General features: G+C 67.1%; 23 protein-coding genes and 1 tRNA gene. 4 read left to right on the plus strand and 20 right to left on the minus strand.

Going from position 1 to position 24,420, the window contains the following annotated elements; all coding sequences use genetic code 11:
• Window positions 1-29: 29 nt before the first annotated feature.
• From B7R21_RS11405 to B7R21_RS11480, 16 genes are all read right to left on the minus strand, one after another.
• Window positions 30-929 carry a F0F1 ATP synthase subunit gamma gene (locus tag B7R21_RS11405; RefSeq protein WP_116283379.1) on the minus strand — a complete coding sequence of 300 codons (900 nt, stop codon included), beginning with the start codon at window positions 927-929 and terminating at the stop codon, window positions 30-32.
• A 3-nt stretch (window positions 930-932) separates the two neighbouring features.
• Complete coding sequence (gene atpA, locus B7R21_RS11410) at window positions 933-2,570, minus strand: F0F1 ATP synthase subunit alpha (protein ID WP_116283380.1); 1,638 nt, start codon at window positions 2,568-2,570, stop codon at window positions 933-935.
• A 93-nt stretch (window positions 2,571-2,663) separates the two neighbouring features.
• Window positions 2,664-3,464, minus strand: coding sequence for a F0F1 ATP synthase subunit delta (locus B7R21_RS11415; protein WP_116283381.1), 801 nt, complete (start codon window positions 3,462-3,464; stop codon window positions 2,664-2,666).
• A 2-nt stretch (window positions 3,465-3,466) separates the two neighbouring features.
• Window positions 3,467-4,063 (minus strand): F0F1 ATP synthase subunit B, encoded by a 597-nt coding sequence (locus B7R21_RS11420; protein WP_116283382.1) that lies wholly within the window; start codon window positions 4,061-4,063, stop codon window positions 3,467-3,469.
• A gap of 37 nt (window positions 4,064-4,100) precedes the next feature.
• Complete coding sequence (gene atpE / locus B7R21_RS11425) at window positions 4,101-4,334, minus strand: F0F1 ATP synthase subunit C (RefSeq protein WP_369826455.1); 234 nt, start codon at window positions 4,332-4,334, stop codon at window positions 4,101-4,103.
• A 106-nt stretch (window positions 4,335-4,440) separates the two neighbouring features.
• Window positions 4,441-5,229 carry a F0F1 ATP synthase subunit A gene (atpB, locus tag B7R21_RS11430; protein ID WP_301182563.1) on the minus strand — a complete coding sequence of 263 codons (789 nt, stop codon included), beginning with the start codon at window positions 5,227-5,229 and terminating at the stop codon, window positions 4,441-4,443.
• A gap of 139 nt (window positions 5,230-5,368) precedes the next feature.
• Window positions 5,369-5,914, minus strand: a complete 546-nt coding sequence (locus tag B7R21_RS11435; RefSeq protein ID WP_216364210.1) for a hypothetical protein — start codon at window positions 5,912-5,914, stop codon at window positions 5,369-5,371.
• Window positions 5,915-5,918: 4 nt separating this feature from the next.
• The gene (locus tag B7R21_RS11440; RefSeq protein ID WP_116283384.1) at window positions 5,919-7,112 is read right to left on the minus strand and encodes an MraY family glycosyltransferase; all 1,194 of its coding nucleotides are present in this window, start codon (window positions 7,110-7,112) and stop codon (window positions 5,919-5,921) included.
• Window positions 7,113-7,116: 4 nt separating this feature from the next.
• Window positions 7,117-7,815, minus strand: coding sequence for an L-threonylcarbamoyladenylate synthase (locus B7R21_RS11445; RefSeq protein ID WP_116283495.1), 699 nt, complete (start codon window positions 7,813-7,815; stop codon window positions 7,117-7,119).
• A gap of 74 nt (window positions 7,816-7,889) precedes the next feature.
• Window positions 7,890-8,771 carry a peptide chain release factor N(5)-glutamine methyltransferase gene (gene prmC, locus B7R21_RS11450; protein ID WP_116283496.1) on the minus strand — a complete coding sequence of 294 codons (882 nt, stop codon included), beginning with the start codon at window positions 8,769-8,771 and terminating at the stop codon, window positions 7,890-7,892.
• Between the two features lie 11 nt (window positions 8,772-8,782).
• Window positions 8,783-9,865, minus strand: a complete 1,083-nt coding sequence (gene prfA / locus B7R21_RS11455; protein WP_116283385.1) for a peptide chain release factor 1 — start codon at window positions 9,863-9,865, stop codon at window positions 8,783-8,785.
• A 6-nt stretch (window positions 9,866-9,871) separates the two neighbouring features.
• Window positions 9,872-12,655 carry a transcription termination factor Rho gene (gene rho, locus B7R21_RS11460; RefSeq protein ID WP_116283386.1) on the minus strand — a complete coding sequence of 928 codons (2,784 nt, stop codon included), beginning with the start codon at window positions 12,653-12,655 and terminating at the stop codon, window positions 9,872-9,874.
• 138 nt (window positions 12,656-12,793) lie between these two features.
• Window positions 12,794-13,762, minus strand: coding sequence for a homoserine kinase (gene thrB / locus B7R21_RS11465; protein WP_116283387.1), 969 nt, complete (start codon window positions 13,760-13,762; stop codon window positions 12,794-12,796).
• Window positions 13,759-14,865 carry a threonine synthase gene (gene thrC, locus B7R21_RS11470; RefSeq protein WP_172582294.1) on the minus strand — a complete coding sequence of 369 codons (1,107 nt, stop codon included), beginning with the start codon at window positions 14,863-14,865 and terminating at the stop codon, window positions 13,759-13,761. Before thrC ends, thrB begins: the two co-directional genes overlap by 4 nt.
• Entirely contained in the window at window positions 14,865-16,268 is a 1,404-nt protein-coding gene (locus B7R21_RS11475) for a homoserine dehydrogenase (protein WP_116283388.1), read from the minus strand. The genes thrC and B7R21_RS11475 overlap by 1 nt, the downstream gene beginning before the upstream one ends.
• A complete protein-coding gene (locus B7R21_RS11480; protein WP_116283389.1) occupies window positions 16,265-17,803 on the minus strand; it encodes a diaminopimelate decarboxylase family protein in 1,539 nt (512 codons plus the stop codon). Before B7R21_RS11480 ends, B7R21_RS11475 begins: the two co-directional genes overlap by 4 nt.
• A 158-nt stretch (window positions 17,804-17,961) precedes the next feature.
• Here B7R21_RS11480 and B7R21_RS11485 point away from each other — a divergent pair, with 158 nt between their 5' ends.
• The gene (locus B7R21_RS11485; protein ID WP_116283390.1) at window positions 17,962-18,315 is read left to right on the plus strand and encodes a DUF4333 domain-containing protein; all 354 of its coding nucleotides are present in this window, start codon (window positions 17,962-17,964) and stop codon (window positions 18,313-18,315) included.
• A 57-nt stretch (window positions 18,316-18,372) separates the two neighbouring features.
• Here the strand turns inward: B7R21_RS11485 and B7R21_RS11490 are convergent, their stop codons facing one another.
• From B7R21_RS11490 to B7R21_RS11500, 3 genes are read right to left on the minus strand one after another with little or no spacing between them, the layout of a single operon-like run.
• On the minus strand, window positions 18,373-19,158 hold the full coding sequence (locus B7R21_RS11490) for an LmeA family phospholipid-binding protein (protein ID WP_172592143.1): 786 nt from the start codon (window positions 19,156-19,158) through the stop codon (window positions 18,373-18,375).
• 10 nt (window positions 19,159-19,168) lie between these two features.
• A complete protein-coding gene (argS, locus tag B7R21_RS11495) occupies window positions 19,169-20,830 on the minus strand; it encodes an arginine--tRNA ligase (RefSeq protein WP_116283498.1) in 1,662 nt (553 codons plus the stop codon).
• A gap of 46 nt (window positions 20,831-20,876) precedes the next feature.
• On the minus strand, window positions 20,877-21,671 hold the full coding sequence (locus B7R21_RS11500) for a transglutaminase-like domain-containing protein (protein WP_116283392.1): 795 nt from the start codon (window positions 21,669-21,671) through the stop codon (window positions 20,877-20,879).
• A gap of 79 nt (window positions 21,672-21,750) precedes the next feature.
• Between B7R21_RS11500 and B7R21_RS11505 the strand changes: the two genes are divergently transcribed.
• Window positions 21,751-21,825: transfer RNA gene (locus B7R21_RS11505), tRNA-Arg, on the plus strand.
• Between the two features lie 27 nt (window positions 21,826-21,852).
• Here B7R21_RS11505 and B7R21_RS11510 read toward each other — a convergent pair.
• Complete coding sequence (locus B7R21_RS11510) at window positions 21,853-22,533, minus strand: SGNH/GDSL hydrolase family protein (protein ID WP_116283393.1); 681 nt, start codon at window positions 22,531-22,533, stop codon at window positions 21,853-21,855.
• A 143-nt stretch (window positions 22,534-22,676) separates the two neighbouring features.
• On the opposite strand from B7R21_RS11510, the gene B7R21_RS11515 reads away from it, so the two are divergent.
• Entirely contained in the window at window positions 22,677-23,216 is a 540-nt protein-coding gene (locus B7R21_RS11515) for an RNA polymerase sigma factor (RefSeq protein ID WP_116283394.1), read from the plus strand.
• Window positions 23,206-24,297, plus strand: coding sequence for a hypothetical protein (locus B7R21_RS11520; protein ID WP_116283395.1), 1,092 nt, complete (start codon window positions 23,206-23,208; stop codon window positions 24,295-24,297). Before B7R21_RS11515 ends, B7R21_RS11520 begins: the two co-directional genes overlap by 11 nt.
• The last annotated feature ends 123 nt before the right edge of the window (window positions 24,298-24,420 follow it).

Consider the following 24,420-nt stretch of genomic DNA (forward strand, 5'->3'; position numbering starts at 1 on the left):
CTCTTCTAACGTTTCGAAAAAACTGTCGGTCAGCGAGCGGGGGTCAGCGCGTCTGCGCCGCCCACGATCTCTGAGATCTGCTGGGTGATCTCCGACTGGCGCGCGTTGTTTGCCAGGCGGGTGTAGTCACGGATGAGCTTGTCGGCGTTGTCGCTGGCCGACTTCATCGCCCGCTGGCGTGCAGCGTGCTCAGACGCGGCACTCTGCAGCATGGCATTGAAGATACGGCTCTCGATGTAGACGGGCAGGAGCGCATCCAGAACGTCGCCCACCTCGGGCTCGAACTCGTAGAGCGGCAGAACGACACTGTCGGCGGGGGCCTCGTCACCCTCCACGACCTCGAGAGGAAGCAGACGGACGATCTCGGGTACCTGCGACACCATGTTCACGAAGCGGTTGTAGACGACGTGGATCTCGTCGACACCCCCGTCAGACGCATCCTTCACGAAGATCTCGACGAGAGCATCGCCGATCTCCTTGGCAACCTCGAATGTGGGCTGGTCGGTGCCGCCGGTCCACGACTCGGCAGTGGCGCGCTTGCGGAACGCGAAGTACGCCGCAGCCTTACGGCCGATCGTGAAGTAGACGACCTCTTTGCCCTCGCTCCGCAGAAGCGTCGCAAGCTGCTCCGACTCCTTCAGCACGTTCGACGAGAAGGCGCCTGCGAGACCACGGTCCGAAGCGAAGACGACGATCAGCGCGCGTTCGACCTTCTCCGGCTCGGTCGTGAGGATGTGGTCGACGTTCGAGTAGGTGGCCACAGCTGACACGGCGTTCGTCACTGCGCGAGCGTAGGGACCGGATGCTGCCACCCGCGCCTGCGCCTTCTGAATGCGTGACGCAGAGATCAGTTCCATCGCCCGCGTGATCTTCTTGGTCGTCTGGGCAGACTTGATCTTCTGTCGGTAGACCCGAAGCTGAGCAGCCATTACTTAGCGGCGACCTTTCACGATCTGTGCCTGGTTGACGTCTTCCTTGTCGGAAGCCTCGAACCTCTCTGAACCGACAGACGCGAGCGGCTTGCCCTCACCGGTCTGGAACTCCTTCTTGAAGGAGTCCACACCGGATTCGAGCGCCGTGACGATGTCGTCAGAGAGCACATTGGTGTCGCGGAGCTTGGTGAGCACCTCGGTGTTGCGACCGAAGTAGTCGAGCATCTCGCGCTCGAAACGGAGGATGTCCTCAACGGGAACCTCATCCAGCTTGCCGTTCGTTCCGGCCCAGATCGAGACGACCTGCTCCTCGACGGGGTACGGCGAGTACTGCGGCTGCTTGAGCAGCTCGGTGAGGCGGGCACCGCGGGCCAGCTGGCGGCGGGATGCCGCGTCGAGGTCGGATGCGAACATCGCGAACGCCTCGAGCGAGCGGTATTGCGCAAGCTCGAGCTTCAGCGTTCCGGAGACCTTCTTGATGCTCTTCACCTGGGCGTCGCCACCGACGCGCGACACCGAGATACCGACGTCGACTGCGGGGCGCTGGTTGGCGTTGAACAGGTCGGACTGGAGGAAGATCTGGCCGTCGGTGATCGAGATCACGTTGGTCGGGATGTAGGCCGACACGTCGTTGGCCTTGGTCTCGATGATCGGGAGGCCGGTCATCGAGCCGGCACCGAGCTCATCGGAGAGCTTGGCGCAACGCTCGAGCAGACGGGAGTGCAGATAGAACACGTCACCGGGGTACGCCTCACGTCCCGGCGGACGACGCAGCAGCAGCGACACGGCGCGGTAGGCCTCGGCCTGCTTGGACAGGTCGTCGAAGATGATGAGGACGTGCTTGCTGTCGTACATCCAGTGCTGGCCGATGGCCGACCCGGTGTAGGGAGCGAGGTACTTGAAGCCGGCGGGGTCGGACGCGGGCGACGCGACGATGGTGGTGTACTCCATCGCTCCGGCGTCTTCGAGCGCACCCTTCACCGAAGCGATGGTGGAGCCCTTCTGGCCGATGGCGACGTAGATGCAGCGCACCTGCTTGTTCGTGTCTCCGGACTCCCAGTTGGCCTTCTGGTTGATGATCGTGTCGATCGCGATGGCCGTCTTGCCGGTCTGGCGGTCACCGATGATGAGCTGGCGCTGGCCGCGGCCGATCGGGATCATGGCGTCGATCGCCTTGATGCCGGTCTGCATGGGCTCGTGCACGCTCTTCCGGCTCATGACGCCGGGCGCCTGGAGCTCGAGGGCGCGGCGCCCTGTGGTCGCGATCTCGCCGAGACCGTCGATCGGGTTGCCGAGCGGGTCGACGACGCGGCCGAGGTAGCCGTCGCCGACAGGAACGGAGAGCACCTCGCCCGTGCGCTCGACCTGCATGCCCTCGACGATCCCACTGAACTCACCGAGGACGATGACACCGATCTCGTCCTGCTCGAGGTTCTGGGCGAGGCCCAGGGTGCCGTCGGCGAAACGGATGAGTTCGTTGGCCATCACGCCGGGAAGACCCTGCACGTGGGCAATGCCGTCGGCAGCGTCGATGACGTAGCCGACCTCGACAGCACTCGCTGCAGTCGGCTCGTACGACTTGACGAAGTCCTGAAGAGCGTTACGGATCTCGTCCGGGCTGATCGTTAGTTCTGCCATTGCCAATCCTTATTGTCTAGGTGAAGCGTAATACTCGGGACGGTGGATGCTCCCTGCAGGGCAGGACGCAGTTGCACGTTCCGGGAAAAGTCGTCAGCCCGCGAGCTTCTGCCGCAGGTCGTTCAGCCGGGCCTCGATGCTGCCGTCGATGACGTCGTCACCGATCTCGACACGGAGCCCGCCGAGGATCGTGGGGTCCACGATCTGGTTGATCTTCAGTTCGCGGCCATAGGAACGACCGAGCGCACTCGTCAGCCGCAGAAGCTGCTCGGGCGCAATCGCCGTCGCGCTCGTGACGGTGGCGATCGACTGGTGGGATGCGTCGGCGACGATGTCGGCTGCACGGCCCAGCAGTTCGGCGATGCGGCGGCCACGGGGCTGCTGCACCAGGTGACGCACGATGACCACGGTCTGCTCGCTGGCCTTGCCGCCGAGGAGGGCGTCGACGAGCGACACCTTCGCGGAGGGCGAGCCGAGAGTCGAACCGATGGCGAGTTCGAGACCCGCGTCGCTTGCGACCGCCTCGCCGAAAGCGAAGAGTTCGCTCTCGACAGAGGTACCCTCCGGCACGGTGCGAGCGACCACGCGAAGCGCGATCTCCTCGATGCCGGCCAGGAGCTCATCCGGTGTCGACCAGTGGGCACTCGTGATGGAGGTCAGGAGTGACAACGCGTCGCCGCCGAGCCCCGCGGAGAAGACAGCATGGATGAGCGCCTTCTTCTGCTGGGGCTCCGTCGACGGATCGCCGAGAAGGCTGCGGAACTGCGCAGACTCTCCGATGATCCGGCCGGCGGCGAACAGGTCTTCCCCCGTCGACAGCGTCAACGCACCCGCGGGGAGTGCGGCAAGTGCCGACTTCGACGAAGCCAGGGCTTCTCTGGTTGCGCTACCCATGCTTAGGAGGACACCGCCCCGGTGCTGCTGGAGGGCGTGGAGCCGCTGGCTGAGGCCTCGCTGGCCTCGAGGTCTGCGAGGAACCGGTCGACGATCGCCGCAGAGCGGGCATCGTCGCTCAGGCTCTCGCCGATCACGCCGGAAGCGAGGTCGATGGCGAGCGTGCCCACCTCTGAGCGAAGGGAGACGACAGCTGCCTGGCGCTCCGCTTCGATCTGCGCCTGCGCGTTGGCCGCGATGCGGGCGGCCTCGGCCGACGCCTGCTCCTTGAGTTCCGCGAGGATTCGCTGGCCGTCGGCACGAGCCTGCTCACGGATCGTTCCCGCCTCGACTCGCGCATCGGCGAGCTGGGCGGTGTACTGCTCGAGAACCGCTTCAGCCTCGCGCTGGGCGACGTCGGCCTTCTCGATGTTGCCCTCGATGGCTTCGCCGCGCTCGTCGAGCAGCTTCTTCACACGGGGAAGGACCCCACGCCAGAAGAACACGAGAAGCACCACGAAGCAGACCCCGCCCCAGATGAGGTCGGGAAGCTCGGGCAGTACCGGGTTGTGGGCAGCCTCATCTGCGGCGAGTACTACTGCTGCAAGTGAAAAAGACATGCTCTCTCCTTTCTAGATGTAGAACGAGAAAGACGGCTTAGGTGGTGGAGGTGAAGATGAAGTACGTCGCGATACCGATGAACGCAAGCGCCTCGGTGAAGGCGATACCGATGTACATGAGCACCTGGAGACGGCCGGCCAGTTCAGGCTGGCGAGCCACACCCTCGATGGTCTTTCCGACGACGATACCCACGCCGATGGCCGGGCCGATGGCCGCAAGGCCGTAACCGACCGTCGCGATGTTGCCGTGAAGCTCAGCGAGTACTGAGATGTCTGCCACGTTGATTTCCTTCCGTAGTGGTGGTTCCGGCGGTTGCCGGTTCCGGTAGTTCTGCCTGCAGTCCCGAACGGGTTCGGGAGCCGGTCACCAGCGGTTGCTAGTGCTCGTCTGCAAGTGCGAGCTGGATGTAGACGGTCGTGAGCAGTGTGAAGACATATGCCTGCAGCACTGCGACCAGGATTTCGAAGAGAGTGAAGGCGAAGCCGAAGGCCAGCGTTCCGATGCTGAACAGCGCGAATCCATTGCCGATCAGCAGGAAGAACGACGTCGCGGTGAAGAACAGCACGAGCAGGAGATGCCCGACGATCATGTTCATCAGAAGTCGGAGCGTGAGGGTGATCGGGCGCAGGATGAACGTCGACACCAGCTCGATCGGCGCCACGATGATGTAGAGCACCTTCGGCACGCCGGGCGGGAAGAGCGAGTTCTTGAAGAACGCCCCCGGGTGCTTTCGCACACCGGCGTAGATGAACATGATGTAGGACACCACGGCCAGCACCAGCGGCACACCGATGACCGAGGTGCCGGCGATGTTCAGGAACGGGATGATGCCCGTGAGGTTCATGAACAGCACCATGAAGAACATGGTGGTCAGGATCGGCAGGAAGCGCCGGCCGTCTTTCTTGCCGAGCAGGTCTTCAGCGATGGAGACCCGAACGAGGTCGAGTCCCATCTCAACGAGGGACTGGAAACGGCCCGGGACGATCTTCATCTTCCGGGTGCCGATCCAGAAGATCAGGACAATGGCCAGTACCGCAATGAACCTGATGAGCATGATCCGGTTGATCTCGAACGGAGTGTTCGCGAAGAAGAGGACGTCAGGAAAAAACTCATTGATGGAGGGACCCGTAAAGCCACCTTCATCGGTTGCTGTCGGGACTAGCAGGTTTACAGCGTTAGATAGCAGCGCTTTCTCCTGTATCGGGGCGTGGAGCTCGGCTCTCGCGTCGACGAATGGGGGGATTGCTACGGATGGGGCTTGTGGGAATCAGCGCCCGGTAGCGGAACGAACAGTCCACACTCTATCAAGCTTTGGTGCTGGGAGACGAATCCTCAGGGCTTGATTCTCGGCCAATGTGGCCGTTTGCGGACTCTTTTTCGACATTCGGTAGAACTCGACCCGAACCCGGCAGCGCCACATCGCTCGCGTAGGGCAGACGGCTCCTCACGACCACGACCATGTCGACGACGAGAGTCACGATGATTCCCACGATCAGGCAGAGGAAGAGCACCGCGGGGTTCACCCAGGGCTGCCCGCGGAGCAGAAGCGCCACCACGAGGAAGATCACGAACTTCAGCAGCCACGCTCCGAGGACGATCGCGAAGAACAGGGCGGTGAACAGCGGAGATGCGTAGTAGCGGTTGGCGATCAGGATGCTCGCTGCCGTGATCGCGAGGAAGACGAACGCCATCGCGGCGCCGATGACCGCGCTGGTCACGCCGGTCCACGAGTCGACGAGGTAGCCGGCGACTCCCCCGACCACGATGAGACCCACCGTGAACAGTGCGCCGACACGGAGGGCGCGGCGGAGGATCGGCGTCGAACTGAGGGTCGGCGTGGAGACGGTCACGATGTCAGACTTTCTGTTGGTCGCCGGCCTGATCGAGGGGATCGAGCACGGCTCCTTCTGTGGAGATGAGGCTGGCTGCCGGCGCAAGCTGCACGGTCGCCTCGAGGGCCTTGCGGCGGGTCAGCGGGGCGAGGGTGAGAACGGTGCAGACGAGCATCCCGACCCCCAGGAAGACGAAGGCGAGCCAGTACGGCTGCAGAACGAAGAAGAGCAGGCAGCCGACGCTGGCGACCGCCGTCCAGCCGTAGAAGATGAAGACCGCGTGCAGTTGCGAATGACCCATGTCGAGCAGCCTGTGGTGCAGGTGTTTGCGATCGGCGCTGAACGGGCTCTTACCCGCCCGCAGGCGCCGGATGATCGCCAGGCCGAAATCGAGCAAGGGGAGTATCAGGATGGCGAACGGAAGCAGGATCGGCATGAAGGCGGGAAGCAGCTGTGAGCGGCCGAGGGTACCCGGGTCGATCTGGCCGGTGACCGCGATCGCGCTCGTCGCCATCAGCAGACCCACGAGCATGGATCCTGCATCCCCCATGAACAGACGTGCCGGATGCCAGTTCAACGGCAGGAACCCGATGCAGGCACCGATCAGCACCGCAGTGATGAGCGACGCCATGTTGAAGTAGTCGGTGGGCGAGGTGAACTTCGTCAGCAGGTAGCTGTAGAAGAAGAACGTGCCGTTGGCGATGATGGCGACACCGGCCACGAGGCCGTCGAGCCCGTCGATGAAGTTGATCGCGTTCATCACCAGCACGATGGCGAGCACCGTGATGAAGAGGGACGCTCCGCTCGAGCCGATCGTGAGCCCGCCGATCGGCAGCGAGACGATCTGCACGCCCTGCCACGCGAGCAGCAGCGCGGCGATGATCTGCCCGGCGAGTTTGACGACCCAGTCGAGATCCCAGATGTCGTCGGCCACACCGATGAGAACGACGATCAGCGCTGCACCGAGAATGGCGAGGATGGGGCCGGGGTTCATGAAGACCAGATGGAACCAGCTGATCTGCGAGGCGATCCCGACAGCGATCACGACGCCGGCGAACATCGCCACACCGCCGAGGCGTGGCGTCGGCCGCGTGTGCACGTCACGTTCGCGGATCTTCGGGTACAGCCGGTATTTGGTGCTCAGCCGGAAGACCAGGATCGCCAGCCCGAAGGTGACGACCGCGGAGACGGCGCCGATGAGGAGGTAGAAGCGCACGGGATCAGTCGGCCTGCCGGTCGATGAGCGCCGCGCCGACGATCCGGCGGATCTCAGAGGACGCGACAGCGCCCTCGCGGATGATGCGCACCTCTTCGGGATGCGTCGCGTCCACGATGGTGGAAGGCAGCGCCGCGGTGGCGGAAGGCAGCTCGGCATCGGGTTCGACGCCGACCGCAGGATGCCCGGAGTCGAGGTACACCGAGACGCTCTCGCCGAGCATCCCGAGCGCCTCTGCGGCACTCGAAGCAGCCGGCTGCCCGGTGAGGTTCGCGCTCGACACCGCGAGCGGTCCGGTCTCGGCCAGCAGCTCGAGGGCGAGCGGATGGTTCGGCTGCCGGAGTGCCACGGTGCCGTGGGTCTCGCCGAGATCCCACATCAGGGAGGCTCGGGCCTTCACGACGATGGTGAGGCCGCCCGGCCAGAACTCGGCCGTCAGTTCGCGCGCTGCCGGACTGAGGCTCTCGGCCAGCGCCTCGAGCGTGCGCACATCGGCGATCAGCACCGGTGGTGGCGACTGGCGCGTGCGCCCCTTGGCGTCGAGGAGGCGCTGCACGGCCCGGGGGTCGAAGGCATCGGCGGCCAGCCCGTACACCGTGTCGGTCGGGATGACCACGAGTTCGCCCCGGGAGATCGCCGCCCGGGCGAGACGCGTTCCCGCAAGGAGTTCGCTCGGAACCGTGCAGTCATAGATGGCAGCCATGTCGCCCACCATGTTACCGGGCTGATCCTGTGGAACCGGTTGGCACGCGGGACCCACCGGACTCGACATGGACGTCAGCGCACGGCAGTGGTCGCCCGGTCGCGACCCGTCAGGTCGCGATGCGTCGAAGCGGCGTGCCAGCCGTCCTGCTGCAGCAGGCTCCGGATGCCGGCCCCCTGCAGTTCGCCGTGTTCGAGCACGAGAGATCCGCCCGGGCGGAGGAGCCGCCTGGCCGTCTGGGAGACGCTCCGCACCACGTCGAGGCCGTCCGCTCCGCCGTAGAGCGCATGCTCGGGGTCGAACAGCCGTACCTCCGGGTCGCGCGGGATCGCATCCGTCGGAATGTACGGCGGGTTCGAGACGACGACCGAGACGCGACCGTCGAGTTCGGGGAGGGCATCCGCGAGGTCGATGAAGACGAGCGTGGCGTTCCGGGCATCCACCGAACGGAAGTTCTGCCTGGCCCAGATGAAGGCGGCTGTGGAGTTCTCGACCGCCCAGACACGGCTGTGCGGAACCTCGGTGGCGAGCGAGAGCGCGATGGCCCCGCTGCCGGTACCGAGGTCGACGGCGATCGGTGACTCGTCGGCGACCGCCCGGAGGCTGTCGATGCCGAGGCCCGCCACGAACTCGGTCTCGGGACGGGGCACGAAGACGCCCGGGCCGACGGCGAGTTCCAGCAGGCGGAAGCCGGCCGTTCCGGTGATGTGCTGGAGCGGCTCGCGGGTGGCGCGGCGCTCGACCGCCTCCGAGATGGCGACGGCGTCGTCGACGGAGACGTGCGAGTCGGTGTAGGTGAGGGCCTGGACCTGCCCACGGCTGGCGCCGAGCACATGCCCGAGCAGCAGTTGGGCATCCACGTCGGGCTCGGGTACACCGGCACGGGTCAGGATCTCGACAGCGTGCTCGAACAGCACGCGCACCGTGATGGGCCGGTCGACCTGGATGACACTCATGGGCCCGGCCGTCACTCGGCCGTTGCCCCCAGTTCCGCCAGGCGAGCCTCTTCGTCGGCGGTGATGCAGGAGGCGACGACCGGTTCGAGTGCCCCGTTCATCACAGCGTCGAGGTTGTAGGCCTTGTACCCGGTGCGGTGGTCGGCGATGCGGTTCTCGGGGAAGTTGTAGGTGCGGATGCGCTCGGAACGGTCCATCGTGCGGATCTGGCTCTTCCGCACGGCACTGGCCGCTTCGTCGATCTCCTCCTGCTGCTTCGCGAGCACGCGCGCACGGAGGACCCGCATGCCGGCTTCACGGTTCTGCAGCTGGCTCTTCTCGTTCTGCATGGCCACGACGATGCCGGTCGGGAGATGCGTGATCCGAACGGCGGAATCGGTGGTGTTGACCGACTGCCCACCCGGGCCACTCGAGCGGTAGACGTCGATCTTGAGGTCGTTGGGGCTGATCTCGACCTCTTCGGGCTCGTCGACCTCGGGGTAGACGAGCACGCCGGCGGCGGAGGTGTGGATGCGCCCCTGCGACTCGGTGGCCGGAACGCGCTGCACGCGGTGCACTCCACCCTCGTACTTCAGGTGCGCCCAGACGCCCTCGGCGGGATCGGTCGACTTGCCCTTGATGCCGAGCTGCACGTCCTTGATGCCACCGAGGTCGCTTGAGGTCTGCTCGATGATCTCGGTCTTCCACTTCTTCGACTCTGCGTAGTGCAGGTACATCCGCAGGAGGTCGGCGGCGAAGAGCGCGCTCTCGGCGCCGCCCTCCCCCATCTTGATCTCCATGATGACGTCGCGGCCGTCGTTGGGGTCGCGCGGGATGAGCAGACGGCGGAGCTTCTCCGTCGCCAGTTCCAGCTCCTCGGTCATGCTGGGAAGCTCGGCGGCGAACGACTCGTCCTCGGCTGCCATCTCGGTGGCCGCAGCGACATCGTCGGTCAGCTGCTGCCACTCGCGCCAGGCCGCGATGATGCGGCTGAGCTCGGCGTAACGACGGTTGACCTTCTTGGAACGAGCAGGATCCGAGTGCAACGCCGGATCGGCGAGCTGTTCCTGCAGCTCGTCGTGCTCGATCAGCAGTGTCTCCACTGATTCGAACATGACTGCCTACTCTCCGTGCGAGCCGTTGTGGCTGGTGTTGTGTCCGTTGCCGTTGCGGCTGTCGGTCGGCGTGGTCTGAGGCATCGACTTCTGCACCTGCATGAGGAACTCGACGTTGCTGGTCGTGTCCTTCAGCCGGCCGAGCACGATTTCGAGCGCCTGCTGCTGGTCGAGCCCGGCGAGGGCGCGGCGGAGCTTCCAGGTGATCTTCGTCTCGTCGACGCCCATCAGGAGTTCTTCGCGGCGGGTTCCGGATGCGTTCACATCGACCGCGGGGAAGATGCGCTTGTCGGCGAGCTGGCGTGAGAGTCGCAGCTCCATGTTGCCGGTGCCCTTGAATTCTTCGAAGATCACTTCGTCCATCTTCGAACCGGTCTCGACGAGCGCCGAGGCGATGATGGTGAGCGAGCCACCGTTCTCGATGTTGCGGGCCGCACCGAAGAACTTCTTCGGCGGGTACAGGGCCGCGGCATCCACTCCGCCGGAGAGGATGCGCCCACTGGGCGGCGTGGCCAGGTTGTAGGCGCGGCCGAGGCGGGTGATCGAGTCGAGCAGCACGACGACGTCGTGGCCGAGCTCCACCAGGCGCTTGGCACGCTCGATCGCGAGCTCCGCCACCGTGGTGTGGTCTTCGGCGGGGCGGTCGAAGGTGGAGGCGATGACCTCACCCTTCACCGTGCGCTGCATGTCGGTGACCTCTTCGGGACGCTCATCGACCAGGACGACCATGAGGTGCACCTCGGGGTTGTTCGTCGAGATCGCGTTCGCGATCTGCTGCATCACGATGGTCTTGCCGGCCTTCGGCGGTGCGACGATCAGGCCCCGCTGGCCCTTGCCGATCGGGGCGACCAGGTCGATGATGCGCTGGGTCAGCTTGCCGGACTCGGTCTCGAGGCGGAGGCGCTCCTGCGGGTACAGGGGGGTGAGCTTCGAGAACTCGACGCGGTTCGCGGCCTCGTCGACGGGCAGGCCGTTGATCGACTCGACCTTGACGATGGCGTTGTACTTCTGGCGACCGTTGTTGTCGCCCTCCCGCGGCTGGCGGATCGAACCGACGACCGCGTCGCCCTTACGCAGGTTGTACTTCTTCACCTGGCCGAGCGAGACGTAGACGTCGCTGTTGCCCGGCAGGTAGCCGCTGGTGCGCACGAAGGCGTAGTTGTCGAGGATGTCGAGGATGCCCGCCACCGGGATGAGCACGTCGTCTTCGCTGATCTCGGGCTCGAGCTCTTCGCCGCCGTTCTGGCCACGACGCTTGCGGTCGCGGTAACGGTTGCGGGCACTGCGGTCGTTGCGGTCGTTCGGGTTCTGGCGGTCGCCGCCCGTGTTGCCGTTCAGCTCGTCGAGCTGCTGCTCGTCGTAGGTGTCCTGGTCGTTGCGGTCGGCGCGGTCGTTGCGCTCGGCGCTGCGGTCGTTGCGGGGACTCCGCTGGGATCCGTTCGCAGCACGCTGGCTGTTGTTCAGGCGATCGCTGTTGGTGCGGTCGGCGCTGCTGCGGTCGTTCTGGCGGTCGCCGCCCTGGCCGTTCGGGGCACGGTCGGCGTCGCCGTTCTGGGCAGCACCGTTCTGGCCACCGCCGTTCTGAGCACCGCCGTTCTGGCCGGCGCCCTGCTGGTTGCCGCCCTGCTGGTTGCGGTCGCGCCGGTTGCGGCCACGGCCCTGGCGCGGCTCGTTCTGGTCGCGGTCGCCGTTCTCGCGGTCACGGTCGCCCTCGTCGAAGCCCTGGCTCAGAACGTCGTCGTCGGAACCCACGATCGGCAGGTTCGGCAGGATCGAGTCCGTGCGCGAACGATCGACAGCGGGAGCTTCGCCGTTGGCGGCATCGCGAGCGGCCTGCGCTGCGCGCTGGGCACGAGTGAGGCGCGGGGTGCGCACCTGGCGTTCGGAGCGTGCAGTGTCTCCGCCAGCCTGTGCCGCGCCACCCTGCGCCGCGTTCTCGGCCACGAAGTTGTCGATCGCGGAGTCGATGATCGCCGCAGGATCGTTTGCTGCGGAGTCGTTTGCTGCGGAGTCGTTTGCTGCGGAGTCGGTTGCTGCGCTGGATGCCTCGGTGCGGGCTTCCCCGGCGACGGGGCTGTCTGCGGCCGACGTGCCGGCGGTTCCGGCGGCGGTGGTGCCCGCGTCGGTGCTGGACAGAGCGGCAGCGTCACCGCTGGATCTGGCCCGGCCACCGGAGCTGCGGCGGCTGCCGCGGCCCCGACGGGGCTCGGACTCCGGTGCGACGGAAGAAGCGTCTGTCGAGCCTGCTGTGTCGGCCTGCGGAACCAGGGGTGCGTGTTCCTCCACTCCGGCGTTGACGTGCTGCACGGCCGGACGGCGGCCCGAAGTGGTCTGCGGCGCTTCGACGGCGGCAGTGACGACCTCGGCCGGAGCCGACGTCGGGTCGGCCGAGGTGACCCGGCGCGAGGCACGGCGGCGCGGGCTCGTCTGCGGGCCGTCGGCGACGGGCGCCTCAGCCACGGGTGCAGCGTCAGCGGGCGCAGCGTCAGCGGGCGCAGCGTCAGCGGGTGCAGCGTCAGCGGGCGCAGCTTCGACAGCTGCAGCCTCAGCGGTAGCAGCCGCGGGGGCGATCTGCTCGGCGAACGTCTGGTCTGAGGTGGGCGCTGCTGCTGCGGGGGCGGCGTCGCCCGCCTGTGCGCCCGAGATCGCGGCGACGAGGTCGCCCTTCCGGAGCTTCGAGGCGCCCGGGATTCCGAGGGCAGCCGCGAGCGTCTGCAGCTCGGAGACGCGGAGTGCGGCCAGATCGGCACGGGATTCCGCGCTGGGAACCGGGAGGTTGGTGTCAGTCACTGAGGTGATTTCCTTCCTCTGCCCACTCAGAACGGTGGCAGAAGAGCTGAAAGCATTTGGATGCCGTGAAAAGGGACGGCTCTACAAATGCCAGCGGTAATGTGGAGGATGTGCGACCGGGGCTCGGAGCAAGAAGAACTAGTCGGCTTCGACCGGGTGCGCTATCACTGTAGCACCTTTGAAGTCCACGGCCAGTACCCGGGAATCCCAGGGTGTCGGCGATGCTTTTGCAACGAGATCGACCGCTGCGAGGCGCTGGCCCGGGTCGCTGCAGAGCACGAGAATGCTGGGGCCGGCACCGGAGACGACGGCCGGGAATCCCTCGGCACGCAGCAGCCGGATGAGACGGTCGGTCTCGGGCATCGCTGCTGCACGGTAGCTCTGGTGCAGCTTGTCCTCGGTTGCTGCGAAGAGCAGCTCGGGGCTCTGGATGAGTGCTGCAATCAGAAGCGTCGAGCGCGACACGTTGAAGATCGCGTCTTCGTGCGGAACGGTCGCCGGCTGGAGGCTCCGCGCGAGCGCCGTCGACATCGTGGCCTGCGGCACCAGCACGAGCGGTGACACTCCGCGGTGCACGATCAGCTTCTTGAACTGGGGGCCCTCGGGAGTGACCCAGGCGATTGTGAGCCCACCGAACAGGGCGGGCGCCACGTTGTCGGGATGCCCTTCCAGCTCGGTCGCGCGGGCGAGGAGGCCGAGCGCGTCGATGTCGACGATGCCCGCCAGCAGCCCCTTCGCTGCCATGATGCCGCTCACGATGGCGGCTCCGGATGACCCGAGCCCCCGTCCGTGGGGAATCGAGTTGCGCGCGATGAGGTCGAGGCCCGGCATCGGCTGGCCGTAGGCGGCGAAGGTGTGCGCGATCGACTGCACGACGAGGTTGGATGCGTCGGTCGGTACCTCGCCGGCACCGACACCCCGAACATCCACCGTCGCACCGGGCTCGGACCGGACGGTGACGGTCAGCTCGTCGTAGAGGGAGAGGGAGAGACCGAGCGTGTCGAAGCCCGGCCCGAGGTTCGCCGAGGTGGCGGGAACCCGCACCGACACCGAGAGGCCTGCGGGAAGCGCTGTGGCCCCCTCGGACGGAGCCCCGGCCTCGCTCATGCGGTCGCCTTGCTGAGGCCGAGCACGCCAGCGATCTCCGAGACGTCGACCGGCACGATGGTCGGCGTGATGTCGCTGCCGTCGGCGGTGCGGAGGGCCCACTGCGGGTCTTTGAGACCGTGTCCGGTGACCGTCAGCACCACCGTCGCACCGGCCGGGATCGCCCCGGCCTCCGCCCGCTCGAGCAGGCCCGCCACGCTGATGGCCGACGCGGGTTCGACGAAGATGCCGACCTCGGCAGACAGGATGCGGTGAGCCTCGAGGATCAGCTTGTCGCTGATGGCGCCGAAATAGCCGTCGCTCGTCTCCCGGGCCTCGGTGGCGAAGGCCCACGAGGCAGGGTTGCCGATGCGGATGGCGCTGGCAATCGTGTCGGGGTTCTTCACGACGTGCCCGAGCACGATGGGCGCCGATCCTGCAGCCTGGAATCCGAACATGCGGGGCAGCTTCGTGGTGGCACCGCGTTCGAGCTCCTCGCTGTAGCCGCGGAAGTAGGCGGTGTAGTTACCCGCATTGCCGACCGGCACGATGTGGAAGTCGGGCGCATCCTGAAGCACCTCGACGACCTCGAACGCGGCCGTCTTCTGACCCTCGATGCGGTCGGGGTTCACCGAGTTCACGAGGTGTACCGGATAGTTCGCCGCGAGCTCGCGGGCGATGTCGAGGCAATCGTCGAAGTTGCCCTGCACCTGCAGCAGCTCGGCGTCGTGGGCGATGGCCTGGCTGAGCTTGCCCATCGCGATCTTGCCCTCGGGCACCAGCACGGCTGCCGTGATGCCGGCGTGCGTCGCGTACGCGGCGGCCGACGCGGAGGTGTTGCCGGTCGAAGCGCAGATGACGGCCTTCGCGCCGTGCTCGACGGCCTTGGAGATCGCCATCGTCATGCCGCGGTCCTTGAAGGAGCCCGTCGGGTTCATGCCCTCGAACTTGACCCAGACCTTCGCGCCCGTGCGGGCGGAGAGCGCCGGAGCGGGAATGAGCGGGGTGCCACCCTCGCCGAGCGTGATGATCGGCGTCGCCTCGGTGATGTTCAGGCGGTCGGCGTACTCGTGCAGCACACCTCTCCACTGCCGGGACGGGATGCGGGGACTGTTCGGGGACACTAGGCTCCTTCAACTCTCATGACTGACGTGACGCGGGCGACGGCCGTGTTCCCGGCCAGGGAGGCGACGGTGGCCGCCAGGGCCTGCTCGCTCGCCCTGTGCGTGACGATTACTAGGGTAGCGGTGATGTGATCGGAGGCCTGCTCGCCGTGCGCAGCCACGCCGGTGTGTGCAGCGCCGGTGTGTGCAGCGCCGGTGGCTGCCGTGGCAGAGGATGCCGGGGTGCGCCCTGTCGCGGACGACTGTTCCAGCGTCTCGACCGACACGTCGTGATCGCTGAAGATCCCGGCGATCGTTGCGAGTACGCCCGTGGCGTCGACGACCTCGAGCGTGATCTGGTAGCGGGTCTGCACCTTGCCGATGTCGACGACCGGCAGGTAGGCCGTGAACGACTCGCCCACACCCGGCCCACCCGCGACATGTCGCCTGGCCGCCGACACGAGGTCGCCGAGAACAGCGGATGCCGTCTCGAGCCCGCCCGCCCCCGCCCCGTAGAACATCAGGTCGCCGGCCGCCTCGGCCTCGACGAAGACGGCATTCTTGGCACCGTGCACAGCAGCGAGCGGGTGCAGCCGAGAGACGAGCGCCGGATGCACGCGCGCCGAGATGCCCTCCTCGCCGGTGACCGGATCCACGACCCGTTCGCAGATGGCCAGCAGTTTGACGACGTAGCCGGCCCGCCGGGCGCGCTCGACCTGCTCGGCAGTGACAGAGGTGATCCCCTCGCGGTGCACCGCCCCGACGGGCACCTCGGAGTGGAACGCGAGACGGGCGAGGATGGCAGCCTTCTGTGCGGCGTCGTACCCCTCGATGTCGGCTGTCGGGTCTGCTTCGGCGTACCCGAGTGCCGTGGCGGTCGCCAGTGCGCCCTCGAGGGTGTCGCCGTCGACATCCATCCGGTCGAGGATGAAGTTGGTGGTGCCGTTCACGATGCCGAGGATGCGCTTGACCCGGTCACCGGCGAGGCTGTCGCGAAGCGGGCGGATGATCGGGATCGCTCCCCCGGCGGCTGCCTCGTAGTAGAGCTGCGCGCCGACCTGCTCGGCCGCGGCGAAGAGCTCGGTGCCGTGCAGAGCGAGCAGCGCCTTGTTGCCCGTGACGACGTCGGCTCCCGAGTTCAGGGCCTCGAGGATGTAGCTGCGGGCAGGCTCGATGCCGCCCATCAGCTCGATCACGATGTCGGCGGAGAGGATCAGCGACTCGGCGTCGGTGGTGAACAACTCCTTCGGCAGGCTGACGTCGCGTTCGGCATCCACGTCCCGCACAGCGATGCCGACCAGCTCTAGCCCCGCGCCGACCCGCGAGGCGAGCTCGTCGCCGTGCTCGAGCAGCAGCTGCGCCACCCGCGAGCCGACGCTGCCGGCCCCGAGGAGGGCGATCTTGAGGTTGCGGTATTCGATCATGAGACTCTCTGTGCTGCTGGGCTCTGTGCTGTGGGGGCCTTGCGCGTCGCCCGGGCGATGGCGGGGTCGCGGGAGAGCAGATCGTCGATCGTCTCGCCCCGCATGATGAGCCGGGCCTCACCACCCTGGACAGCGACGACAGGCGGGCGTCCCAGGTAGTTGTAATTGCTCGAGAGCGACCAGCAGTAGGCGCCGGTCGCGGCGACGGCGAGGGTGTCGCCGGGTTCGACGTCCCCCGGGAGATAGTCGGCGTAGACCACGATGTCGCCGCTCTCGCAGTGCTTGCCGGCGATGCGCACAAGTGCCGGCTCCGCGCCGGAGCGGCGGTTGGCGAGGCGCACGGTGTAGTCGGCGCCGTAGAGGGCCGGGCGGGCGTTGTCGCTCATTCCGCCGTCGACACTCACGTAGGTGCGGACGGCGGTGGGGCTCTGGATGCCCGTCATGTCCGTGTGCGTCGGCATGTCCGTGTGCGTCGGCATTTCGGTGTGGGTCAGGTCGTGGTTCTGGGCGCCTGCCTCGCCCACGCTCACCGTCACCGGCTTGACCGTGCCGACGGTGTAGAGCGTCACCGTCGACGGACCGATGATCACCCGGCCGGGTTCGAACGCGAGATGCGGCACGGCGATGCCGAGACCGGCACACTCGACCGCCACGATGTCGGCGATCTGGCGTGCCAGCACGTCGACGGGAGTGGGATCGTCGACACTCGTGTAGGCGATCCCGAAACCGCCACCGAGGTTCAGCTCGGGGATCTCGCCGCCCGCAAGCAGCTCGGCGTGCAGGCCAAGGAGACGGGCGGCCGACTGCTCGAAGCCGTCGGCGCCGAAGATCTGAGAACCGATGTGGCAGTGCAGCCCGAGGAACCGCAGGTTCGGGTGGCTCCGGATGCTCGCCACCACCGCCGGGGCCTCAGCCAGGCTGATGCCGAACTTCTGGTCTTCGTGAGCCGTTGCGAGGAAGTCGTGGGTGTGCGCGTGCACCCCACTGTTCACGCGGAGGCGCACCGCCTGGACGCGGCCGTGGCGTTCGGCGGCGGCGGCGATCCGCTCGACCTCGACGGGAGAGTCGACGACGATCGCGCCGATGCCCGCCCCGACGGCCTCGTCGATCTCGGCGACGGACTTGTTGTTGCCGTGAAAGCCCATCCGGGCGGGCGCCACACCGGCAGCGGAGGCGACAGCGAACTCGCCCGCGCTGCAGACGTCGATGCTCAGGCCCTCGCTGGCCATCCACTGGGCGACCGTCGCGGTGAGGAAGGCCTTGGCGGCGTAATAGACGGTCACGCCGGTGCCGATGCGGGCGCCTTCGCGCTCGAACGCCTCACGGAAGCCGCGGGCGCGAGCGCGGGCGTCGGCCTCGTCCACGACATAGAGCGGGGTGCCGTGCCGGGCGATGAGATCGGATGCCGGCACACCGCCCAGCACGAGTTCGCCGTCGACAGCGCGGCCGGCGTTCTGCGGCCAGACCGCTCGGGGCAGGTCGTTCGAGTCTTCCGGCTGCGGCAGCCACGACGGTGCGAGCGGGTTGGCAGTCATCGGGAGAACTTTCGGCGGTTCGGGCAGCGCGTCGCCGTTGGGCGCTCGGGACAGGCGGCGGGGTCTGTCAAAACTCTATCGGACGCGGCGGGACGACGCTGGCGGTGACGTATAGCGCGACTCTTCCCCAGAATCGAGCATTCCTCTATACTGAGGATATGTCGATCCTGCGAACTCCCCGTCTCCTTCCCGCCCTCCTCCTGGGGGCGTTCGTGCTGCCCCTCGGCCTTTCCGGCTGTTCGTTCTCGTTCGGCTCGAACCCCACGATCAGCGCCGACGACTTCGCCAGACAGGTGGGTGACGCCGTCGTCGAGCAGCTGAAGGTGCCCCGCCCCATCGTCGACTGCGGTGACGATCCGATCGATGTCGTCGAGGGCAAGGTCGTGCACTGCGATTTCAGCGCCGAAGACGACCCCACCGCCATCTACGACTCGCAGACGACCATCAGCGACGTGCACGGTAGCGACTTCCACATCGACACCAAGATCGACGACGCTCCGAAGGCCGGCTGAGCAGGCGACGCCACTGGTCAGCAGGCGACGCCACTGGTCAGCAGGCGACGCCACTGGTCAGCAGGCGCCGGTCGTCTTCAGGGCGTCGGCCGAGAGCAACAGGTCGGTCGCCTCGGCGCGGACCGTCACCGCGCCGGGAGTGGGGGCGATCGAGGTGAGCTGTACGCGCTCGGGAAGGTACTGCGCCACGCAGATCGGCACGGGCTTCGAGACGATCGTCTTCAGCGCTCCCCCGACGTCTACCGAGGCCGACCCCGCGGAAAGGGTCGCCCCGGTCGGGGTGAGCAGCACATCCGGCCCGCTCGGAGTGGCCGTTGCTGTTGCGTCGTACCCGAGCGCCAGTCCGAGTACCTCGAACGAACCCGCGTATCCGACGGTCCCGTCACCGAACACGATCCGGTTCGAACCGGGCACCGCCACGAACGTGTTCACCGCATCCTGCGACAGCGTCAGGCTGGCGGAGACGTTCGAGACCGGCTTGGACTGGTCGGTCGGCACTCCGTGCGCCTCGACCGTCGCCGAGACCGGAACGCCGCCCACCGTGAGATCCGTCGACGACAGACTCACGTCGTCGAAGCTCCCGGCGAGGTACTGCTGCAGGAACGAGGCGCCACCGATCGTGACCGACACATCGCCGCTGACGTTCGCCGGCAGGTTCTGCAGGATGTTCTCCCGCACCTTGCCCTCCGCGAACGAGCGCAACGCGACATCCGCCACGATCACGGCGACCACCAGGAGAACGACAGCGATCGCGACACCGACGATGACCGTCGTCCGTCGTCTGCCGCGAGCACGCGGCAGCGACGTGCCGGCGGGCGCCCCGCCCTCGGATGCCTCGCTCACGGGAGGGCCGCTACATCCGGTCGGGTGCAGAGACGCCGAGAAGGGCGAGCCCGTTCCGGATGACCTGGCCTGTGGCATCGTTCAGCCACAGCCGGGTGCGGTGCAGGTCGGACACCGGCTCGTCGCCGAGGGGTAGCACCCGGCAGCTCGCGTACCAGCGGTGGTAGTGGCCGGCAACCTCTTCGAGGTACCGGGCGACGCGGTGGGGCTCTCGGAGTTCTGCGGCCTGCGCGACGATCCGCGGCAGCTCCTGCAGCGATCCCAGGAGTTCGGTCTCCGTCTCGTGGGTCAGCAGGGCCGGTTCGAACGCACTGCGGTCGACGCCGGCGGCCTCGGCGTTCTTTGCCACCGAACGGGTGCGCGAGTGCGCGTACTGCACGTAGAACACGGGGTTGTCGTTCGTGCGCTCCCGGAGCTTCTCTCCGTCGAGGGAGAGCGGCGAGTCGGCCGGATACCGGGCGAGCGAGTACCGCAGGGCATCCGCACCGACCCAGTTGAGCAGGTCGTCGAGTTCGACGATGTTGCCCGCGCGCTTCGACAGCTTCGCGCCGTTCAGGTTCACGAGCTGGCCGATGAGCACCTTGATGTTGACGTCGGGATCGTCTCCGGCGGCGGCCGCGAGGGCCTTCAGACGCCCGACGTAGCCGTGGTGGTCGGCGCCCAGCAGGTAGATCTTCTCGGTGAAACCGCGATCCTTCTTGTTGAGGTAGTAGGCCGCATCCGCTGCGAAGTACGTGGTGATGCCGTTGCCGCGGGTGAGCACGCGGTCCTTGTCGTCGCCGAAGTCGGTGGTGCGCACCCAGACGGCGTCGTCCTTCTCGTAGACGTGTCCCTGTTCGGCCAGGCGCACGGCGGCATCGTCGATCAGGCTCTTGCCTGTCGACGGGTCGGGCGCGTGGAGGCTCCGCTCCGAGAAGTACACGTCGAAGTGCACGTTGAAGTTCTCGAGCGAGGTCTTGATCTCCTCGAGCTGCTGCAGGTAGCCGAGGTCGCGGGCGATGGCGATGGCGTCGTCGTGCGGGAGGCTGAGCAGATCCGGAGCCTCAGCGATCACGTGCGCCGCGAGCGACTGGATGTACTCCCCCGGGTAGCCGTTCTCCGGCGTCGGCTCGCCCTTCGCTGCTGCCAGGATCGAGGCACCGAAGTTGTCCATCTGGTTGCCGGCGTCGTTGATGTAGTACTCGGTCGTGACGTTCGCGCCGGTCGCGGTGAGCACGCGCGCAATGGCGTCGCCGAGCGCGGCCCAGCGGGTGTGGCCGAGGTGAAGCGGCCCGGTCGGGTTGGCCGACACGAACTCCATGTTGACGCGGAGGCCCTCCAGCACCGTCGTGTGGCCGTAGTCGTCACCCTGGTTCAGGATGCTCCGCACCACCTCACCGGCCGCGGCGGTGTCGAACGTGATGTTGATGAAGCCGGGGCCCGCGACATCCACCGCTCTGATGCCTTCGATGCTCTCGATCGCCGGGCGGAGTTCTTCGGCGAACGCCCGGGGATTCGAACCGACGCGCTTCGCGAGCTTCATGGCGATGTTCGACGTCCAGTCGCCGTGGTCGCGGTTGCGCGGGCGCTCCAGCAGAACGTCGCCCAGGGTGATCGTCACGTCGGACCCGCGCTCGGCGAGCCGGGCGGTCACGATGTCGAACAGAACGCTGGAGAGGTCTTCGGGAGTCACGGGCACCAAGTCTATCCGAGTCGGCACACCCGCCCTGGGGGCCTCATCAGTGCAGCTGCACGAACTCCCGGGTGTCATCGAGCGGCAGCTCATCCGCCGTCGCCGTCACCTCGAGTTCCTTGAGGCTCAGCCAGCCGCCGTGGTTGGTGAGGAATGCCGTGTCGGCGGCATCCCGGCCCGTGGCGATGCGCACCAGGCTCTGCCGGGGTGCAAGCGCGGTCGCGTCGACGACGTACCACTCGCCATCGACGAACGCCTCGGCCACCGCGTGGAAGTCCATCGGACTGAGACCGGGCGCGTACACCGACACCAGGCGGGCCGGGATGTCGAGCCCCCGCAGCAGCGTGATCACCAGGTGCGCGTAGTCGCGGCAGACGCCCCGCCGGCTCAGAAGGGTCTGGATCGCGCCATCCGTCGGCAGGCTCGACCCGGGGACGTAGCTGAGCTTCTCGCCCACCCACGAGCTCACGCTGTCGAGCAGCATGCGCCCCTCCAGCCCGGCGAACTCGGACCGGGCCGTCGGCAGCAGCGTGTCGGACTCGCAGTACCGGCTCGGGCGGAGGTACGTGATGAGGTCGTTCTTCGTGACAGGTGCCTGGGCGGCGCTGCCTTCGACGACAGCCCAGTAGTTGAGCGTCAGGCGGCCAGCATTCGCGTCGAACTCGTGCAGGCGCGTACCGTGCACGTCGAGGATGTCGACGGGCGTGATCGGCTGGCCGTTCCAGAGGTACTCCACCGTCTCCGACGCGAGTTCGACGTTGGCTGCGGTGGCGATCGAGAACACGAGGTTCGCGGAGGCGTCGATATCGCAGACGATGTGGGCGCTGACCGTTCGCTTCATGTCATGAATCCTTTCACGGATCCCGAGGGCCCTGACACGAGCACCCCCGGGCCAGTGGTAGCCTTGACACCGCACTCCTGGCCCCATAGCTCAGGGGATAGAGCACTGCCCTCCGGAGGCAGGGGCGGCAGTTCGAATCTGCCTGGGGCCACCAGCGTGAATCCCGTACCAGCACTGGGATCTAGTCGGAACCATCGACCAGCCGAAGGTCTTCGACCAACCGCGACGCCATGGTCTCGTATCCTGCCGCGTTGGGGTGGTTGTCGGCGGGATTGATCAGGGTCGCCCTGTCGCTCGCGGTGAACCACCTGCCGGCGAGCGGGTCGACGAACTCGAGCCCGTGCGAATCGGCGGCCGCCCGGAGGCCTGAGTTGACGGCGGACTTCTCCGGCGTGATGGCGTCCTCCCACGAGAACAGGCCGAGGAGGATGATCCGGGCACGAGGAAACCGCTGGCCGAACGCTGCGAGCGTATCGTCGACGGCGGCTGAGAACGCGTCGGCGGGTGCGCCCTGGTCGTTCGTTCCGCCTTCGATGAGCACGATGTCGAACGTGTCGCCGTAGCTGGATGCTGCGAGACGGGTGCGGTAGTTGCCCATCGCGTGGTTCGGGTTCACGTACCCGGTTCCACCGACGCCATCGACGCTCACGTGCCAGCCGAGGGCCGGGCCGACCCGGTAGGCGTACCCGTCGGTCGGCCTCTCAGCGCCCTCGCCCGCGGTGTAGGAGTCACCGAAGATCAGCACCTCCGGCTGAACCTCGGATGCGGCATCCGAAGGCCCGCCAGCAGAAGGAGCCGGCGCAGACGACGAGCACGACGTAAGGGCGAGCGCCAGCACGATCGCGAGGAGCAACCGGCGCATGGCCCTCCTTCGCGAGTCTCTGGAGCGTCGAGCTCTGAGCCTACCGAACCCGGCCCAGAAGATGACGCCAGAAAAATCGACTCCCGCGGGTTTGTGATTGTCGGCCGCCGCCGGACATCCTTGTTGTGAGGGCGGGGGTACGGATGACCGGGGTGGATGTCTCTGATGGCGAGTTGCTCGCGGGCGTGGTCGGCAACGACCGCAGCGCGCTGGCCGCTCTTCTGGCGCGCCACGCCCGCCCCGTCACCCGGTATGCGTGGGCGCTCGTCGGCAACGCTGCCGATGTCGAGGAGGTCGTGCAGGACACGTTCCTCACCACCTGGCGACGAGCAGAGACGATCGCGCTCGTGGACGACTCGCTCCTGCCGTGGCTACTCGCCACCTGCCGTTACGTGGCCCTGAATGTGAACAGGGCGCACTATCGGCATTCCACCGAGGAGCTTCCCAGCGACCTCCTGGTGACAGACGACGACGGCGAGGCTCGCGACCGTCTCCGCTGGGTGATGCAGGAGATCGCCCTGCTCTCCCCGCTCGACCGGAGCGTCACAGAACTCTGCCTGATCGAGGGCCGGAGCTACGCGGAGGCCTCCGAGCACCTCGGTCTCACGGTGGGAGCCGTGCGACAGCGGGTCTCCCGATCGCGCAGCAGACTCCGGAAGGCGGTGACCGACAATGAGGCATGACCCACCGAGCGGCGAGGAACTCGACGAGCTCATCGCCCGGATGACCGGGAACGTGCTCGCGGCGGCCGAGCCGCGGACGCCTGCCCCCTCCCTTCTGCCGCCGGCCACCGCCACGCCTCGAAAACGAGTCCGCCTCGGCGCGGTCATCCTGGCCGTTCTCGTCGTGCTGGGTGTGGGTACGGCCGGGGGCGCCCTCGCGCTCGGTTTCGGAACGAACCTGTTCCCGGCCGCAACACCGACTCCGACGCCCAGCGTCAGCGAGACGGTGCCGCCCCAGCCGACTCCCTCCCCCACCACGACCACCACACCGGAACCGCCTGCGCCCACGGGGCCGTCGGTCCAGGCCTCCACGGACACCTTCACGGCGCCGAGCTGGGGTGGTGGGCTGACCGCCGACGTCTCGGGCCTCGACCCGGACACGACCTACGAGGTCCGCACGGATGCCCGCTACCGGGGTGAGTCGAAGACCCCCGACGGGTACTTCTCCGTGTTCAGCAGCCCGGTCACCGTCACAACCGACGGAGCGGGGAGCGCGAGCGTCACCTGGACTCCCGACGTGTTTCCTGAGAACTTCACCGACAGCGGCGAGAGCGGCTTCATGCTGAGCACATCGGTGCGCGTCGACCCGGTGGGAGGCCCCGCCGACGACAGTTCAGGATCGGGTCATGCCGACCCGCTCGTTCTCAGCGCGCCGCTGTCGATCGCCTACCTGCCCATCGACCGGCTCACCATCGACGCTGAGGCCTGTGTGGAACCGACCGATCTGATCGGCGACACCGGCGGCGGGCTCCCCGTCACCATCAGCGGTCTGCTGCCCGGTGAGTTCGGGGTGGCCATCGGCGTCAAGGTCGGTGGCTCAGCAGACGTCAGTGGCTTCTACTTCGATGACCGCGGTCGCGCCGACCCGACGGGCACGCTCCATCTTCTGCTGCATGCGAGCTCCGCAGAGTATCCGGTACCCTCATCCGCCTCGATCGCGCCCGAGGTCTGGCATGTGTTCGTCTCGGCAAACTACCGCCAGTCGACGACCTCGATCAAGGACTGGCCGGGGCTGCCGCTGCAGGTCGGCAACTGCTCCTGACGCTCTCCGATGAAAATCTACGACACGCCGAAGCAAATCGCGCAAGGGGCCTGATTGTCCCCCGAAGAGGGCATAGGTTTGCCCTGCACCACATGACCCAGCGCCGGGTTGTACTGTCGACTC

The organism is Subtercola boreus (assembly GCF_003399625.1).
GTDB classification, from domain to species: domain Bacteria; phylum Actinomycetota; class Actinomycetes; order Actinomycetales; family Microbacteriaceae; genus Subtercola; species Subtercola boreus_C.

Coding starts and splice junctions, on each gene's coding strand:
- B7R21_RS11405 (WP_116283379.1), bottom strand. CDS start 929: ATGGCTGCTCAGCTTCGGGTCTACCGACAGAAGATCAAGTCTGCCCAG.
- atpA (WP_116283380.1), bottom strand. CDS start 2,570: ATGGCAGAACTAACGATCAGCCCGGACGAGATCCGTAACGCTCTTCAG.
- B7R21_RS11415 (WP_116283381.1), bottom strand. CDS start 3,464: ATGGGTAGCGCAACCAGAGAAGCCCTGGCTTCGTCGAAGTCGGCACTT.
- B7R21_RS11420 (WP_116283382.1), bottom strand. CDS start 4,063: ATGTCTTTTTCACTTGCAGCAGTAGTACTCGCCGCAGATGAGGCTGCC.
- B7R21_RS11445 (WP_116283495.1), bottom strand. CDS start 7,815: ATGGCTGCCATCTATGACTGCACGGTTCCGAGCGAACTCCTTGCGGGA.
- prmC (WP_116283496.1), bottom strand. CDS start 8,771: ATGAGTGTCATCCAGGTCGACCGGCCCATCACGGTGCGCGTGCTGTTC.
- prfA (WP_116283385.1), bottom strand. CDS start 9,865: ATGTTCGAATCAGTGGAGACACTGCTGATCGAGCACGACGAGCTGCAG.
- thrB (WP_116283387.1), bottom strand. CDS start 13,762: ATGAGCGAGGCCGGGGCTCCGTCCGAGGGGGCCACAGCGCTTCCCGCA.
- B7R21_RS11475 (WP_116283388.1), bottom strand. CDS start 16,268: ATGATCGAATACCGCAACCTCAAGATCGCCCTCCTCGGGGCCGGCAGC.
- B7R21_RS11480 (WP_116283389.1), bottom strand. CDS start 17,803: ATGACTGCCAACCCGCTCGCACCGTCGTGGCTGCCGCAGCCGGAAGAC.
- B7R21_RS11485 (WP_116283390.1), top strand. CDS start 17,962: ATGTCGATCCTGCGAACTCCCCGTCTCCTTCCCGCCCTCCTCCTGGGG.
- B7R21_RS11500 (WP_116283392.1), bottom strand. CDS start 21,671: ATGAAGCGAACGGTCAGCGCCCACATCGTCTGCGATATCGACGCCTCC.
- B7R21_RS11510 (WP_116283393.1), bottom strand. CDS start 22,533: ATGCGCCGGTTGCTCCTCGCGATCGTGCTGGCGCTCGCCCTTACGTCG.
- B7R21_RS11515 (WP_116283394.1), top strand. CDS start 22,677: ATGACCGGGGTGGATGTCTCTGATGGCGAGTTGCTCGCGGGCGTGGTC.
- B7R21_RS11520 (WP_116283395.1), top strand. CDS start 23,206: ATGAGGCATGACCCACCGAGCGGCGAGGAACTCGACGAGCTCATCGCC.